We start from the raw sequence: 13,902 nt of genomic DNA, 5'->3' as shown, positions 1-13,902 counted from the left end.
CTAGGCAAAGTATCCCAAACTATCGCGTCCACCGGAAATTGAAGATCCGCCATTGCGTGACTTATCAACCTGTAAACTCTCGTATGAAAGTGTTAACTCTTCAATTGCCACTGCATTGGAATCCGCGCTTAATGAGGCTGACTTCCAGGCAACAGGAACGGCACCAATTAGTGTCCAACACTGCATTGTTTCTCCTGCTGGGTTGAATACCAAAATATTAATGTTACGACGTTCTTTTTTCGGTAGATTATTGCCTTGATTACGCCCAACATCGCTTAATATTTTACTAATCCAATCCCAAAAAACTAAATCATTAGTGATACCCCGCTTGAGGGTCACATCTGAAAATTCTGCCTGACCTAGAAAAATTCTCTGTTGATCGTTGACACCGCCTTCATAGTGTTTTTGAGCCTTGATCGTCACGCCCAAGCCTTGGCACTCGGTGAAACAGGCAGTAATATTACTTTGAATTTCTACATAAAAACGATTGGCAGTAACGTAGTTTAGTTCGCGGACGCTAGTGCCATTTTTGTTCTGTCCATTATTGCGACTTGACGCAGACGACTGTGCTGGTGGCAGTGGGGCGGGCATCAGAAGTATCCTCCGTAGTTTCTACTGCGTTCCCTTTGACGACGTAAATCTTCAAGCATCAATTCATAAACGCGATCGCTCAATTGCCTCAGCAATAAAGGATCGCGCAGAACTTTAGCGGCTGTCTTTGAAACCGCAGTTTGGTTATCTTTATCGTTACTGGGAACTAAACCCGGTGCTGCGTACCCAGCCGGACGAGTGCTACTCCCAATGGGTTGTAGATAAGATTGTGTCCCCAGATTAGCGAGCGCGCCGGAAACCGCTTGTTGGGAAGAATACCTGTTCATAAAAAACCAAAACTTCCTGTTATCTTAGGGCATCCGTTTTTGGCTGATTGCTAGACAAAGGTCTAAATTCAGCTAATAGCTATTCGCCATTAACCTCTAAGAATCTAATTCACTCTAATCCAGCAGGTAATTATCTAAAAACTATTCTAGCGGTTGTAACGGCACCAGTCCGGCTTTGCTCAGCAATCGCTGTGCCTCAAGAGTTCTCAGCAGCTCGGCGAACTTTTGACCGGCAGGGATACGGCGGTTATCTCCAGAATAAATAACGGTTATCGGATATGCCAAGGGGTAGGTGCTATTTTTGAAAAATTCTATATTAGGATGATAACTTCCTTTATCATCACAGAGGTCTGTTGTTGGCTCTACAGGCTTCCCATTATCTTGAATTAACGCCTGGATTGCTAGTTTATTTCCGTCTTTTAAAGCTAAGGGATAAGCCGAACATTGACCGAAAACTTTGCTGATTGTGCCAAAGGCAATTCCCCCAACCTCATCATCCTCAAAATCCCGAATCACCTGTCGTAGAGTCTCGAAGGTTGACAAAGGCTTAATTTCTGGCTCGAAAGAATTTTTAAACAAAGGAGGTGGTTGCTCGCTCTTTTGAATTAATTTTCTAAACAGAGCAATTTTTTGCTCATCTTTAAGAACTCGTTGCTCAAATATTCGTACCGCCTCAGTTTCTTTCGGAATATAGAGTTTTACAGGTAAATCAGGTCCTCCTAAGACTTGCCAATTAGTAATTTCGCCAGTGTAAAGCTGACGCAATTGCTCAAAAGTGATTTGACCATTGAGAGCCTGAGGAAGGCTTTTCTCTCGTTTGGCGTAGCTGAAGGCAACAAACACGACCAGCCCATCGTAGGCAACTGGTTTATACTTCAATTCGCTGGTCAAATCACTCACCAAGCTAGAAATCGCAAAGTCTACTTGCTGCGAACTGACTTTCGCGATCGCGTCCTCTCCGGAAGGCTCAGCTTGATAATTCAACTCTAATTTTGGCTGACGTTCTCTGAGCTTGTCTTCTAAAGTTTTATTCTTTGAGATGAGATTGGACTGGCGCAGGATATAGCTCCATGTTCCGTCTTTTTCTGCTGTGTAAGTAAACTTACCCGCAGGAATACCAGGGATTTCCTTGATGCAACAAACCAGAAAATCATCATCGGCGGCACGATTACCCGCTTGGGACTTCGGAATCAAAAACCAGATGAGTATTCCCAACAAAGTCACTCCCAAAGCACCCAACAGCAGCCAGGGAAGACGGCGCAGCTTGGTTTTTTGCTCTTCTAGCGGCACTGTGTCTACAACTACTAGATCGACTGGTTTCTCTGGCGGCAACTTCAACAGTGCTTGTCGTGCTTCCTCAGCACTCTCAAAACTGACATCTAGCCCTAAAAGGCGAAAAATAAACATTTTGAGGTGAGGTTCCACTACAGGCCATTGCTGTTCATCCTTGGGGTCAAGCAGCTGACCGGAAACGGGGTGAGTAGAGCGTCCTACTAACAGGTAAAAAGCCACGTATCCCAAAGCGATTAAGTCTTGGGTAACTGTAGGGATAATGGTTTGGGCAGTTGGCAGATCGAACAGACGTTCCCAAAGCGCCAAATCGCATACATGGATAAAAAATTTCTGGTCGTCTGTCACCATCAGCAGACTATCCAAACTAATATTGCCGTGAGCGATTCCCTGCTGCACCTGACCGGAGGGCAGACTGAACTTTTGACCGTGGAGAAACTCCAGAGTTTGCAGGACTTGGTTGAGGACTTGGCGCACTTGCCGACTGGTCATCGCACCATTGGCGGCAAGGCAGGCGTTTAGAGTTGGATGCGTATCTAAATTGCTCGTGGTAACAAGATAGCAGCGTTCCTGAATCGGGTCAGAAATGGCGTCCCAAGGGTGACGCAAGCGAACATCTTGGACTCTTCCATCTGCTAGAGTCAAACCGGCTGCTAACTCGAAGGTTTGCTGACGCAGGCGGATTTCTTCCTCGTTGAAACAACGGTCGGGAAGCAGGTACTCTTTAATCACAACTGGCTGCTGATCGGCAACCTGAATTCCCTTATACAGTCGCCCCATTCCCCGGCGTCCCAACAAGCCTTCGATCCGATATCTTCCCCGACGCCCCCGGATCTCACTTTTCTCGGCTAAGGTAGCTGGGAAACTACATTCTGAGCAATATTTGGCGGTTGGATCTTGCTGAACCGTTTGTAGCGGTAAGGTGCAGCTTAAGGCTTCACTATACTTGCAACGGTACTGTCTGTAGAGGTGGTCAACTCCCTGAACCTGCGGGGTAAATTGAGGCGGCGGTACTTCTGTTAGGTCTGATGGAGTCGTTGGTTCTTCTAGCGTTAGCGGATCGAGTTCGGTTTTGATTTCATCAACGACAGGCGCAATCCATTGGTATTGACTCAACCAACCGTATTGGTGGAGTCTGAAATGGGGGGGGTTCCGCCTTAGATACTCCCTCAGAACAATTTTGGGAATGTTTGTCAGTGCCACCGAAAATTCTCCGGATAAGCGATAGGTGGATGGTAAGTTAACATTGATTTAACGTACTGGGAATATAAACTTATGGCAAAAGAGGAAGTAATAAAACTTTTTAGAGCTGTTCAAACTGACTCCGGCTTACGGGAAAAGCTCAACTCTGCACCCGACTTGGAAACATTAGTCAAAATGGCTGAAGAATGTGGTTATCACTTTACAGTTGAAGAATGGAAAGATACAACCGGATTTAAGGTAGAAGAGTTGGAAGGGGAATTGTCAGAAATCCCTGGTTTATAAGTTTAATCAGCTGTAAAGAATAATTAGCGCGATAGCGTACAGCCCTTTGGGCATGAAAACAGCGAAGCGAGGCGTTAGCCTAGCGCCGACCTGTCGGTTCGCTTTCTTATTTCACACCCAGCCTTTCACTTCCGCATCGGTGAGAGGTCTTTCCAGTTTGACATATTCGCTTTTTGCTGCTTGCAAAATGTGTTGCATCCCGACCGGCTCATTGGCATCTGCGGCGATAAAGGCTGCATTGAGGGCAATATTGCGAATGTTTCCCCCGGCGACGTTTAGCCGTGCTAGCTTCACAGGATCTAGCCCTTCAGTCGGTGTTTTTCTGGGGAAGATGCGCTGCCAAATCTCGGCTCTTTGGGTGGCATCGGGGAAGGGAAACTGAACGATAAAACGAATCCGGCGCAGAAATGCCTGATCGAGAGAACCTTTTAAATTAGTCGTCAAAATCGCTAAGCCTCGGTAAGCTTCCATGCGTTGTAGCAGGTAGGCAACTTCAATATTGGCATGACGGTCGTGGCTGTCTTTCACTTCAGAACGCTTGCCAAACAGGGCGTCAGCTTCGTCAAACAGCAGAATTGCTCCCCCAGCTTCTGCGGCATCAAATACTCGCCGCAGGTTCTTTTCTGTCTCCCCAATATACTTACTGATGACAGAACTCAGGTCGATGCGATAAAGGTCTAGCTGCAATTCTCCAGCCAGTACATCTGCTGCCATTGTTTTGCCAGTGCCGCTGCCTCCGGCAAATAAGGCGCTAATGCCCAAGCCGCGTCCGCTGCCGCCAAATCCCCAGTTTTCGTATACTTTGGCACGTTGCCGAACGTGAGCGGCAATGTCGCGCAACACCTGTCGCTGTGCCTCTGGCAATACCAGCTCATCCCAACTGGCTCCTGGGATAATGGGTTGAGCCAGGTCGTTGAGTCTCTGGCGAGCTTGTGAACGGCAGGTATCCCACAAGAGGTTGCTGAGCGTTTCTTGAGGGCTGAGAGCTGAGGACTGAGGACTGAGGACTGAGGACTGAGGGCTGAGTGAAGAGAGAGATTCTTTATTATCTCCTCTACCTTTTGCCTCAGTACAAACAGCGTAAATAGAAGGGGCGCTAAGGCTGAAATGGGATACCAGCGTATCTAGATGTCCGTTCAAGCTTTCTGCTGCTTCACCCAAGGCATCTTGCCAGATAGCCCGTTGTTCGGGGGCGGTTGGCTTGCTAACATCAATCGTAATTGAGGGACGCTGTCGCGATCGCCGTCTTTCAGGACTGATGACGATTATCGGGCTGGTGATTCCTTCAATCAACGAGGCAATAACATTTTCTCGCGCTGGATCGCTAGTCTCTACATCGTCACAATCCAGTAATAGGACACTCTCGCTTAAAATAGCTTCCCGATTCCATAGGCGCAGGATGCTCGTTAAATCCCTGGGACTGGTGGGAATCGCTTGGGCGGACATCGCATATAAGTTGAGCTGTAAAAGAGCGCAAGTTGCAGATGCGATCGCTCGTTTGCTGGCAGTCTCATCTCCACATAGCTGCACGACAGGTAACGCCGAACCTTGTTGCGATGCCTGCAACCACGTCCCTGCCAGTTGTTCTGCAACTTGTCGGTGCGATGGCACCAAACTTTGAACCGAGCGGTGCAATGGCTCGATAATGCCTATGAGCCGTTCATCTAGATGTTGCACGCCAGCGATGTAGTGCAATATTCGCTCGTCAATTCGCAGGGGGCTGGAGGTGAGTGTAGTACCTGTCCCAACTTCAATCAATTGCCAGCGACGCAAAGATGCCGTGGGGGTGAGTGCATCCCAGTGGGAGGCAGGTAGAATCGCCAGCGCTAAGCTCATTGTCGGATATGCCTGCCGCTCGTTGCCTTGAGCGATCGCGCATAAGGAAGGAAAACTGGGGTCAAGTTCCATCCCCACGCACAACAGCAGGATATCCCGCTCAAAATCTGACAAACCGAAGGTCTTGCACAGTTGTTCTAGTGTTGCTGGAGGCGAAAGGTTCGAGGTCTGAGGTAGAAAATCTTCTTCCTGGACTTTTTCCTCTCCTTGCATCTTTGCAGCTTGGCGTTCTAACGCCTGACGCACGCGAGCAATTTGTCCCATGAAGTAGCGCTGATTAGCTGCTTGCCAGCGATCGCTAGTCGTGGTCATCATACAATCGTTACCTTTGGGTCAATATACTGCTGGAAGGTCGGGCTGTCTTTGTCCGTATCCACGCTCAACATACTTTCCGCTCCATCTACGTGTACCCGCACCAAATACTCTCCTGGCTTCACATCTCGAACCGGAATGATTACCGAGGTTGTATCGGCTCGACGCGGTAAAGCATCAAACAGATAAGCGCCTGGGTTATCGATTGACCGTTCGTTCAGCGCCACCACAACTCGCTGCTTGTTGCCGATAGTAAGATTTACTTGCAGCGTCAGGTTCGCCGAGCGCAGTTCATCTCCACTTCCCTGAATGTCGGTAATACTTACTTCTGTAATCGTTGGACGCAATACAAACGGTGCCACATTCGACTCAACACTGCGTTGGAGAGCCGGCTGGAGGCTTAACGCAGGGGTCGAGTTGCCTCTGGATGTTGCGCCGTTAGATTCGACTCCCCCGTTTGCTACAGGGGCGCTGGGGCTTGAGAGGTGATGAATCACCTGTAGACTTTGTACGCCTGCGCGGAGCAACTCAGCAGAGAAGGCACTTAGGGGCAATGTGACCTGGGTTTCGTGAACTTCTGAAGGCGTCGCTTCCACCTCACCAAGACGAACCCGCGTGATGTTGCTATTCAAATTTTTACCCCGAATCAGCAACGTACTGTCTGCCAAGATTGCCTGAAACCTGCCTGCTTGAGACACTACCTCCTGAATCACCGGCTGATTGGAAAACGGTACCACACCGCTGAACCTATACTCGCGTACGGGTAAAGCTTTCTGGGCTGCTTCTTCCCCTTCTATCATGACGACGGTCGCTCGGTAAGCCACTGATAGGGTGTATGGGGTTTGGAAGAATACCGACCAAACTTTAGATAAATCTTCTAAGGATAAATCCATTGGTACGAAGCTGATTTCTTCGAGCTGTTCGGAGAGGTTAGAGTCCGCTAAGTAGGTAAAGTTAGAATCAGCGATCGTGTCCCAAATCATTTCCTGGGTTAGAGTTGAGCGATCTTTAAGGGTACGGACGACGCTGCCTAAAAGTCGTTGCGGTTCTAACTCAACCTCATTGCCATAGAGACTGATCATGTAATGCAGATCGAGAGCATTGTGCGATCGCTTTGCCATTTCGCCCTTACGATTGCGATTCCGCACATCTGCACTGCTGCGCCACACGGGATTGAGACTCACTTGATACAGGTAGATGTTCACTCCCGTCTCTGGGGTGCCACTCCCTAAGTTACTGGGTCGCACCGTTGTCACTCTTGCGCCATCCAGGTCTATTTGTACAACAGCTTGCAAAGTTCTTTGCAAAGCAGCAGTGACAGTAGCGATCGCTAAATAATTGCTCATAAAAAAAATTCAGCAATCAGCTTCGTAAAAAGCTGATTTATTCGTTTTCACAGTTTAGCTTGACAAAGGTTTCTTTTGATAATGACCAGATTCTGACCATTAAGCACTAACTAATCCCAGTTTTAAGGCTTTTACAATTGCTTGCGTGCGGCTGGTGACACTGAGTTTTTCAAAAATTGCTGTTAAGTGAGCTTTAACTGTAGCGACTGTGATGTAAAGGCGGCGGGCAATTTCTTCATTAGAAGATCCTTCAACGAGCCAGTGTAAGACTTCTCGCTCTCGTTCGGTTAAGTGAATACTCCGACCGGAAAGATGCGATCGCCCTGCATAAAATTGAAACAATCGAAAGAAGCAAGCTGCAACTTCTGGCGATAAATACACTTCATTTTTCATGACGGTGTTAATTGCTTCGCACAGTTGAGTTGCCACCCGGTCTTTAAACACGTACCCGCTAGCACCCGCCTGCATCGCCCGAAACACCCATTCGTCTTCCCGGTGTCCTGAGAGAACTAACACTTTCCCCTTATAGGACATTTCTCCTAAACCGATCAAGGCGGTAATTCCATCTCCAGGGGGCAATTCCATATCCAGCAAAATCATCGCTGGCTTTTGCTCAGCGGTTAATTTTAACGCTTGCTCTACAGAAGCCGCCTCTCCGACAATCTCAAATCGAAAAGAGCCGTTATTACTCAAGAAGTCAAGTAGAGTCCGTATCCCTGCTCGAAAGCGTGGTTCATCATCCACGAGTAAAATCGAAATTGGCGCTGGTGCGGACATTTTAGAGAACCTCAAGGCGACTGTTCGTTTTAGAGGGTGAGTAACTCATTTATCATTCCCACTGACTCACTGAAAATTGCTATCGAGGTAGGGTGAAGGAAAACTGTGCCCCACCAGAAGGCAAGTTTTCTACCCAAATGGTTCCTCGATGGTCGAGGATAATTTTTTTAGCGATCGCCAAACCCAAACCAGTACCGCCTGGACGCTTAGAATAAAAAGGTGTGAATACTTGTTTCAAGTCTTCTTCAGAAAGCCCGGAACCGCAATCGGAAACTTCAACGATTACTTCAGATTGAAAGACTTGCCAATTACAAGTAATCATTCCCCCAGGGGGGCTAAAATGAACTGCATTACTCAACAGGTTGTCAAATACCTGTTTCATCTGCCATCGATCCCCTGCCAGCGTGACCGGCTTCTCCGGATAGCGGATATGCAGTCGTTTTTCTTCTAACCAAGGTTGCAGACCTTGGATACTTTCAGCCAATGTTTTCCGCAGCTCATAAGGTGCTACCTGTAGTTTTGCCTGCTGTCCGCAATAAACCAAATCCGTTAAGTTTTCAATTAACTCATTCACGGTTTCGCGAACAATCCCAGCCTGCTCTTGCAAGCAGCCAGATGGCAACCCTAAACATAAATTTTCGGCGTAAAGACTAATCAGTGCCAAGGGATTTCGCAGTTGATGTTCTGTACGACCTAGCACTTGCTCAAGTAATTGAATCTCAGCTTTTTGACGGGAACACTCGCGAGACATCACCAGGTAGTGACTCAGCAATTGAGCCTGTTTTTCTACGCCTTGTTGTTGCAGCGAAGAAAGGGGATTTTTACTCCATAACAGCAAATACCCAACTTCTTTGGCTTTCTGCTCGCTGAGAGTGCAAACGTAAGTGTTGTAGCTACAAGCGGCGTCAGCAGATGCACTTTTAGCACGCTCGGTTATTTCGCTCAACTTCAGCGCAGGGAGGGAATCTTCCCACTCCACCTCAGCAAAAAATTTGGGCAACTCCGCGTAATTTCCTTGGCGCTCGTCTGAATAATAGGCTACTAATTGACGCTTTTGGGTATCTAAATCTTGGTAAACAATCCAGGCGGCTACAACAGGTAGTTGTGCGCCTATCTGTTCGAGATGGAGCTTGCAAATACTCCTAAGATCGGGAGGGTACGGTGTACCTAGCGAACCGAGTGTGGAGGAAGGTGGATGCACCTGTACAGCAAACCGTTTTATTCCAACCTTCATCTGTAACTCCCCGCCATACAGGATATTTCAGTAACGTTGAATCGGATGTAAGCACCACTGAATTTTCATTTTGCGGAGCTTGTCATCTTCCGCAAGAAATAAATGACAAATCTAGCTTAGTCGGGGATTTCAGTCTTCATCCGTATTTACACACATTTTTTAAAGTTTCGACCAAAGTCTAATAAACACTCTGGGGTTGTCTTCCTAATCTAGACCTATACAGCCTAAACACCCAGTCTTATGATCCCTGCTGCTGCCCAGACTTTGGCAGAAATCCTGGCTGAAGGGACTTCCCTGCTCAGTACAGAGCAAATTGATTTCAACCACCCTAGTATGCGGCAGGATGTAAGACCAGCACTGAACCTGTTCTGCTACAACATCGGGGAAAACAGTCAGGTAGACCACAGGATTAACCAGGAAAAACCGCATCCACCCACTTTTGGGAAGTATTCCCCATTATGGTTTGACATTTCCTTCCTAGTCAGTGCCTGGGATCGTACCGTCCTGGGAGAACAGCGTCTGCTGTCAGAAGCCTTGATGCTGTTGTTACGTTACCGCTGGCTACCAGAAGAGCTGCTAGCGCCTTCACTACGGGGTTATGGCAACTTGTCAATGACCATTTCTGCCGTTGGGCTTATTGATGCCGTCGCTCTATGGCGTGCGCTGGGGGTTCCATTACGTCCAGCTTTATATGTAACCGTGACAGTTCCCTTTAACCAGCTAGGACAAGGAGAACCAATCACACCTATAGAAGTAGTAGGGAATGGGGTAGTAGGTAGTAGGTCGTAACAATTACCTACTACTCTAGGGGCGACCTGCTAGCTCGCCCCTACCAATTACCGATTACCAATTACCGATTACCCACCACTAATCAAGGAAGACTACGCTATGCCAATGGATTATTTTGCTCCTGGTGTCTACGTCGAAGAAGTAGACCGTGGTAGTCGCCCGATTGAAGGCGTAAGCATGAGTGTTGCTGGGTTTGTTGGCTTTACCGAGGATGTACGCGGTGATGCCGAACTGTTCAAACCCATGATGATTACCAACTGGAGCCAATACCTAGAGTATTTTGCCAAACAAGGCTCCGATGGTTACACAGACTTCAACGCCTACCTCCCTTTTGCCGTCAATGGCTGGTTTATGAACGGCGGTGGGCGCTGTTGGGTGACTAGCATTGGTACCAAACTCCCCGGTTCGGAACCACCAGCACCGGAGGAAACAGCCACAAAGCTCAGAACCTCTGGAAATCGTCCCTCTTTGATGTTTGCGATTAAGGCATCCGAAGGCGAAGAGGATGGTAGCTCAGCTCTTGCCTTACCCGGTGGACGAGTCAATGTTTCAATCCTTCCCGATGAACCCAAAGCTCCTGAAGATCCAGAGGCAGAACCCCCACTCAACACGGGTGAATACTTTAAAGTCATCGTTAGTCGCGGTGGAGAGAAACTCGAAGAGTACAGCCACCTGACCATGAACCCGGACGTCGAGGCGCAAGTGGGTACCTATGTCATCACTGCGATTAATGAGGGGATTGGCGACCAAGAGGCATCTCAATTTTTGTCCGTCACCGATATGTCCACCAGCGGACAACCCCTGTCTCGACGACCTGTCAACGGCACCTATGAAGTCAGCCCTCCACCCGTCATTTCTAGCCCTGAACGCTTTCCACGGGATGTAAATGGGGTGCGCGATGACCGCACGGGCGTCCAAGGGATTTTTGAAATTGACGAAGTTTCGATGATTGCTTGCCCCGACCTAATGCTGGCATACCAACGCGGCCTGCTGGATTTGGATCAGGTTCACGGCATCATGGAAATGATGGTTAGCATGTGCGAAAACAACGCACCCAGCCCCAACTATCGCATGGTGGTTCTCGACCCACCACCTTGCAAGGGAGGCGGCGAGCCTGTACCCCCTGAGCAACAAAAGCCTCAGCACGTAGCTCAGTGGTTAAGTAACTTCAATCGTCGTTCCATGTTTGGGGCGTTGTACTATCCCTGGATTAAAGTAGCGAACCCACGCAATGCCGGACGACCGATTTTGGTTCCCCCCTGCGGTCACATGATGGGGATTTGGTGCCGCACCGATGAGACCCGTGGCGTTTTTAAAGCACCCGCCAACGAAGTTCCTCGCGGTGTCTTGGGTCTAGCCTACGAAACTAACTTCCGCGAACAGGAACTGTTGAACCCGGTGGGGATTAACTGTATCCGCAACTTTGCTAACTACAACCGAGGTTTCCAAGTTTGGGGCGCACGGACTCTGGTAGAACCGGCTAATGTCCAGTGGCGCTATATCAGCGTCCGCCGCCTGATTAGCTACATTGAGCGCTCGATTGAAATCGGTACCCAGTGGGTTGTGTTCGAGCCTAACGATCAAGATTTGTGGGCGCGAGTTACTCGCACGGTCAGCAATTTCCTCGAACGACTGTGGCGTGCAGGGGCGTTATTCGGTGGTTCGCCTGGTGAATCTTTCTACGTGAAGTGCGATGCCAGTATCAACACCCATGAGACGGTAATGCTGGGTCGTTTGTATGTCGAAATTGGAGTTTGCCCAGTCCGACCAGCGGAATTTGTGATCTTCCGTATCAGTCAGTGGTCTCCTAACCAGTAGGTTAAAACTCTCAGATATCAGCTCTTGATCAAGAGCTGATATCTGAGCTGATATTGAAAAATTTGTAAGGAGGTTTTGAATAATGGCGATTATTACCGTTGAGAATTTTGAATTAGAAATTAAGGGCGTAGGTGACGGTTTACAGTTTAAAAGTGTTGACTTACCAGCATATAAGACTGACGTTCAACACGGTGATGCCCTAATGTCTGGTGCCAAGGGAGCTGTACGGCAGACTCTTACTAAGAAAAGGGAAGCCGCGGTTCAAATTACTTTAGTAACCCTAGCGAGTGGAGATGCAAAAAGCACTAGCTCACTGATGCGAAAGTGGTTGCTACAGTGTATGCCAAAAGCAGAGGATGGTGGCGGTTTTCCAACGAGTGCCAGGATGGCAGAAGGCGTAATTAAATCTTATAACTCAGCCGGAGAAATGGTGGACTCTTGGAAGATGAGCGGAGTTTGGATTTGTAAATATCAAATCGGGAAACTCAGTGCAGATGGCGGGTTGCTTGAAGAAACCTTTACGCTACAGGTTGACCAATTCGATCCAGCTTGATCTATCTAAGTCTGGGTGTTTGAGACAATATTCTTAATTTTGTTCGCTTTAAGAAGCGATCGCAAAAATCATTCCTTTGCACTTTGTAATTGATTGGAAGGTTATTTATGGCTGATGCTGTTGAGTTACTATCTAGTGATAACTATGATGTAGCAATTGGTGATATCAAAGACATCATTATCAAAGAAGTCAGTGGGATGTCAGTAGATATGTCCCCAAAGGGTGCTGATAATGCCATCGGTTCTGGCCCGAAGGGAAAATCGCTGGTTCTCAGTGTTCCAAGCCAACCGAAGTATGGCGAGATAACGCTCGTTTTGGTGCCAGGAGCGCATCAAGGCGGAAATGACGATAAGCTGTGGGAGTGGTACAAGGATTGCGCCTCGAAAGCTAACCTTGGGGAAGCTGCAAAAGCGCGAACTTTACGCAAAGAAATGACAATTAATGTCTATTACTCCGGTTCAGAGGGGAAGGTGGGGTTAACCTACAGCTTTGTAGGGGTGCTTCCCAATAGTTTTGATGTTCCTAAGCGGGACGCAGGGAGTAGCGAACTGGAAACTTGGACGCTTAAGCTGAACTACGAGCGGATGAAGTTTACTGTATCGGCGTAGAAGGAATTCTAAAGTCAACTCCCTGTAAAACTGCGCTGGTGAGGTGAGATGTTGCACAGTCTTATTCACCAGTCATTGATTTATCAGCTCGAAAGCTCATTGGTTGTAAGGCGGTATCAACTGTGACAGACTTCCCTGAAATTCTTACCACTTGCCGATTTTTTCTAGAACTAAAACTAAATGGCAGCAATGATGCAGTAGACGGCTACTTTATGGATTGTAGTGGTTTTAAGTCTACCCAACAGGTGATAGAAATCTCTGAGGTGACACCTCAAAAGTGGGGAAAAGATGGGGAATCTAAGGGTCGAATTGTCAGTACAAAAATTCCGGGTAAGGTTAGTTACAGCAATATTACTCTGCGCCGGGGTCTGACTTGTTCGATGACGTTATGGAACTGGATTCAAGCTGTCCAGGATGGAGATTGGGCTGAACAACGACGAGATGGTTCTTTGGTGATTTATAATCAAGCGGCGGAAGAACAGTTTAGATTTGAGTTTCAACGGGCGTGGCCTACTAGCTATAAAATTTCTGATGTGAATGCGGCTGGGGGTGAGCTGGAGATTGAAGAAATAGAAATGACAGTTGAACAGTTAAAACGGATTCAAGTAGCAAGGAATGATTCAAACTGAGTTTGAATTTACTTTACCTAAGGGATATCTCGATGCGGATGGCAATCTGCACCGCAAAGGTGTGATGCGTTTGTCGAGGGCGATGGATGAGATTGTCCCTTTGCGAGATCCGCGTGTTAAATCAAATCCTGCCTACGCTACAGTGATTATTTTGTCCCGCGTGATTGTCCGCTTGGGAGCGTTGGAGGAGGTCACGCCTTCAGTTGTTGAAGGCTTTTTTGCTTGTGACCTGAATTATCTCCAGAAATTTTATCGTCAAATTAATGACCTAGAACAGGAAAATGCAGGATTGAAAGAAGCCACGAACCCCTCTGCAAATCCTGCACTGGCTTCTGATTCCGAGTAAC

The 13,902-nt window shown here is 47.9% G+C and carries 14 protein-coding genes; 7 read left to right on the top strand and 7 right to left on the bottom strand.

All coding sequences use genetic code 11. The annotated features are described in order from the left end of the window. The 3 genes from NDI44_RS05005 to NDI44_RS04995 all read right to left on the bottom strand — a co-directional run bounded on the left by NDI44_RS05005 (position 1) and on the right by NDI44_RS04995 (position 3,371). Positions 1-591 carry a phage tail protein gene (locus NDI44_RS05005; protein ID WP_190412619.1) on the bottom strand — a complete coding sequence of 197 codons (591 nt, stop codon included), beginning with the start codon at positions 589-591 and terminating at the stop codon, positions 1-3. Continuing rightward, complete coding sequence (locus NDI44_RS05000; RefSeq protein ID WP_199304833.1) at positions 591-878, bottom strand: hypothetical protein; 288 nt, start codon at positions 876-878, stop codon at positions 591-593. Before NDI44_RS05000 ends, NDI44_RS05005 begins: the two co-directional genes overlap by 1 nt. 141 nt (positions 879-1,019) lie before the next feature. Then, positions 1,020-3,371 carry a substrate-binding domain-containing protein gene (locus tag NDI44_RS04995; protein WP_190412618.1) on the bottom strand — a complete coding sequence of 784 codons (2,352 nt, stop codon included), beginning with the start codon at positions 3,369-3,371 and terminating at the stop codon, positions 1,020-1,022. A gap of 72 nt (positions 3,372-3,443) precedes the next feature. Between NDI44_RS04995 and NDI44_RS04990 the strand changes: the two genes are divergently transcribed. Then, a complete protein-coding gene (locus tag NDI44_RS04990; RefSeq protein WP_190412617.1) occupies positions 3,444-3,653 on the top strand; it encodes a Nif11-like leader peptide family natural product precursor in 210 nt (69 codons plus the stop codon). A 111-nt stretch (positions 3,654-3,764) separates the two neighbouring features. On the opposite strand, the gene NDI44_RS04985 is transcribed toward NDI44_RS04990, so the two are convergent. The 4 genes from NDI44_RS04985 to NDI44_RS04970 form a co-directional block, all read right to left on the bottom strand. Continuing rightward, a complete protein-coding gene (locus NDI44_RS04985; RefSeq protein WP_190412616.1) occupies positions 3,765-5,804 on the bottom strand; it encodes an ATP-binding protein in 2,040 nt (679 codons plus the stop codon). Then, positions 5,801-7,147 carry a DUF4255 domain-containing protein gene (locus NDI44_RS04980; RefSeq protein WP_190412615.1) on the bottom strand — a complete coding sequence of 449 codons (1,347 nt, stop codon included), beginning with the start codon at positions 7,145-7,147 and terminating at the stop codon, positions 5,801-5,803. The genes NDI44_RS04985 and NDI44_RS04980 overlap by 4 nt, the downstream gene beginning before the upstream one ends. Positions 7,148-7,246: 99 nt before the next feature. After that, entirely contained in the window at positions 7,247-7,924 is a 678-nt protein-coding gene (locus NDI44_RS04975) for a response regulator transcription factor (protein ID WP_190412614.1), read from the bottom strand. A 79-nt stretch (positions 7,925-8,003) separates the two neighbouring features. Then, positions 8,004-9,158 (bottom strand): HAMP domain-containing sensor histidine kinase, encoded by a 1,155-nt coding sequence (locus tag NDI44_RS04970; protein WP_190412613.1) that lies wholly within the window; start codon positions 9,156-9,158, stop codon positions 8,004-8,006. Between the two features lie 240 nt (positions 9,159-9,398). Here NDI44_RS04970 and NDI44_RS04965 point away from each other — a divergent pair, with 240 nt between their 5' ends. From NDI44_RS04965 to NDI44_RS04940, 6 genes are all read left to right on the top strand, one after another. After that, positions 9,399-9,947, top strand: a complete 549-nt coding sequence (locus tag NDI44_RS04965; protein ID WP_190412612.1) for a Pvc16 family protein — start codon at positions 9,399-9,401, stop codon at positions 9,945-9,947. Between the two features lie 99 nt (positions 9,948-10,046). After that, positions 10,047-11,765, top strand: a complete 1,719-nt coding sequence (locus NDI44_RS04960) for a phage tail sheath C-terminal domain-containing protein (RefSeq protein WP_190412611.1) — start codon at positions 10,047-10,049, stop codon at positions 11,763-11,765. A gap of 82 nt (positions 11,766-11,847) precedes the next feature. Then, positions 11,848-12,318 carry a phage tail protein gene (locus NDI44_RS04955; protein WP_190412610.1) on the top strand — a complete coding sequence of 157 codons (471 nt, stop codon included), beginning with the start codon at positions 11,848-11,850 and terminating at the stop codon, positions 12,316-12,318. Positions 12,319-12,425: 107 nt separating this feature from the next. Next, the gene (locus tag NDI44_RS04950) at positions 12,426-12,926 is read left to right on the top strand and encodes a phage tail protein (RefSeq protein ID WP_190412609.1); all 501 of its coding nucleotides are present in this window, start codon (positions 12,426-12,428) and stop codon (positions 12,924-12,926) included. Positions 12,927-13,048: 122 nt separating this feature from the next. Beyond that, the gene (locus NDI44_RS04945) at positions 13,049-13,555 is read left to right on the top strand and encodes a phage tail protein (protein WP_190412608.1); all 507 of its coding nucleotides are present in this window, start codon (positions 13,049-13,051) and stop codon (positions 13,553-13,555) included. Beyond that, a complete protein-coding gene (locus tag NDI44_RS04940; RefSeq protein WP_190412607.1) occupies positions 13,542-13,901 on the top strand; it encodes a hypothetical protein in 360 nt (119 codons plus the stop codon). The genes NDI44_RS04945 and NDI44_RS04940 overlap by 14 nt, the downstream gene beginning before the upstream one ends. The last annotated feature ends 1 nt before the right edge of the window (position 13,902 follow it).

This window comes from Trichocoleus sp. DQ-A3 (assembly GCF_039961975.1).
Lineage (GTDB): Bacteria > Cyanobacteriota > Cyanobacteriia > Cyanobacteriales > FACHB-T130 > FACHB-T130.
This window is presented reverse-complemented; position numbering and strand designations above follow the sequence as displayed.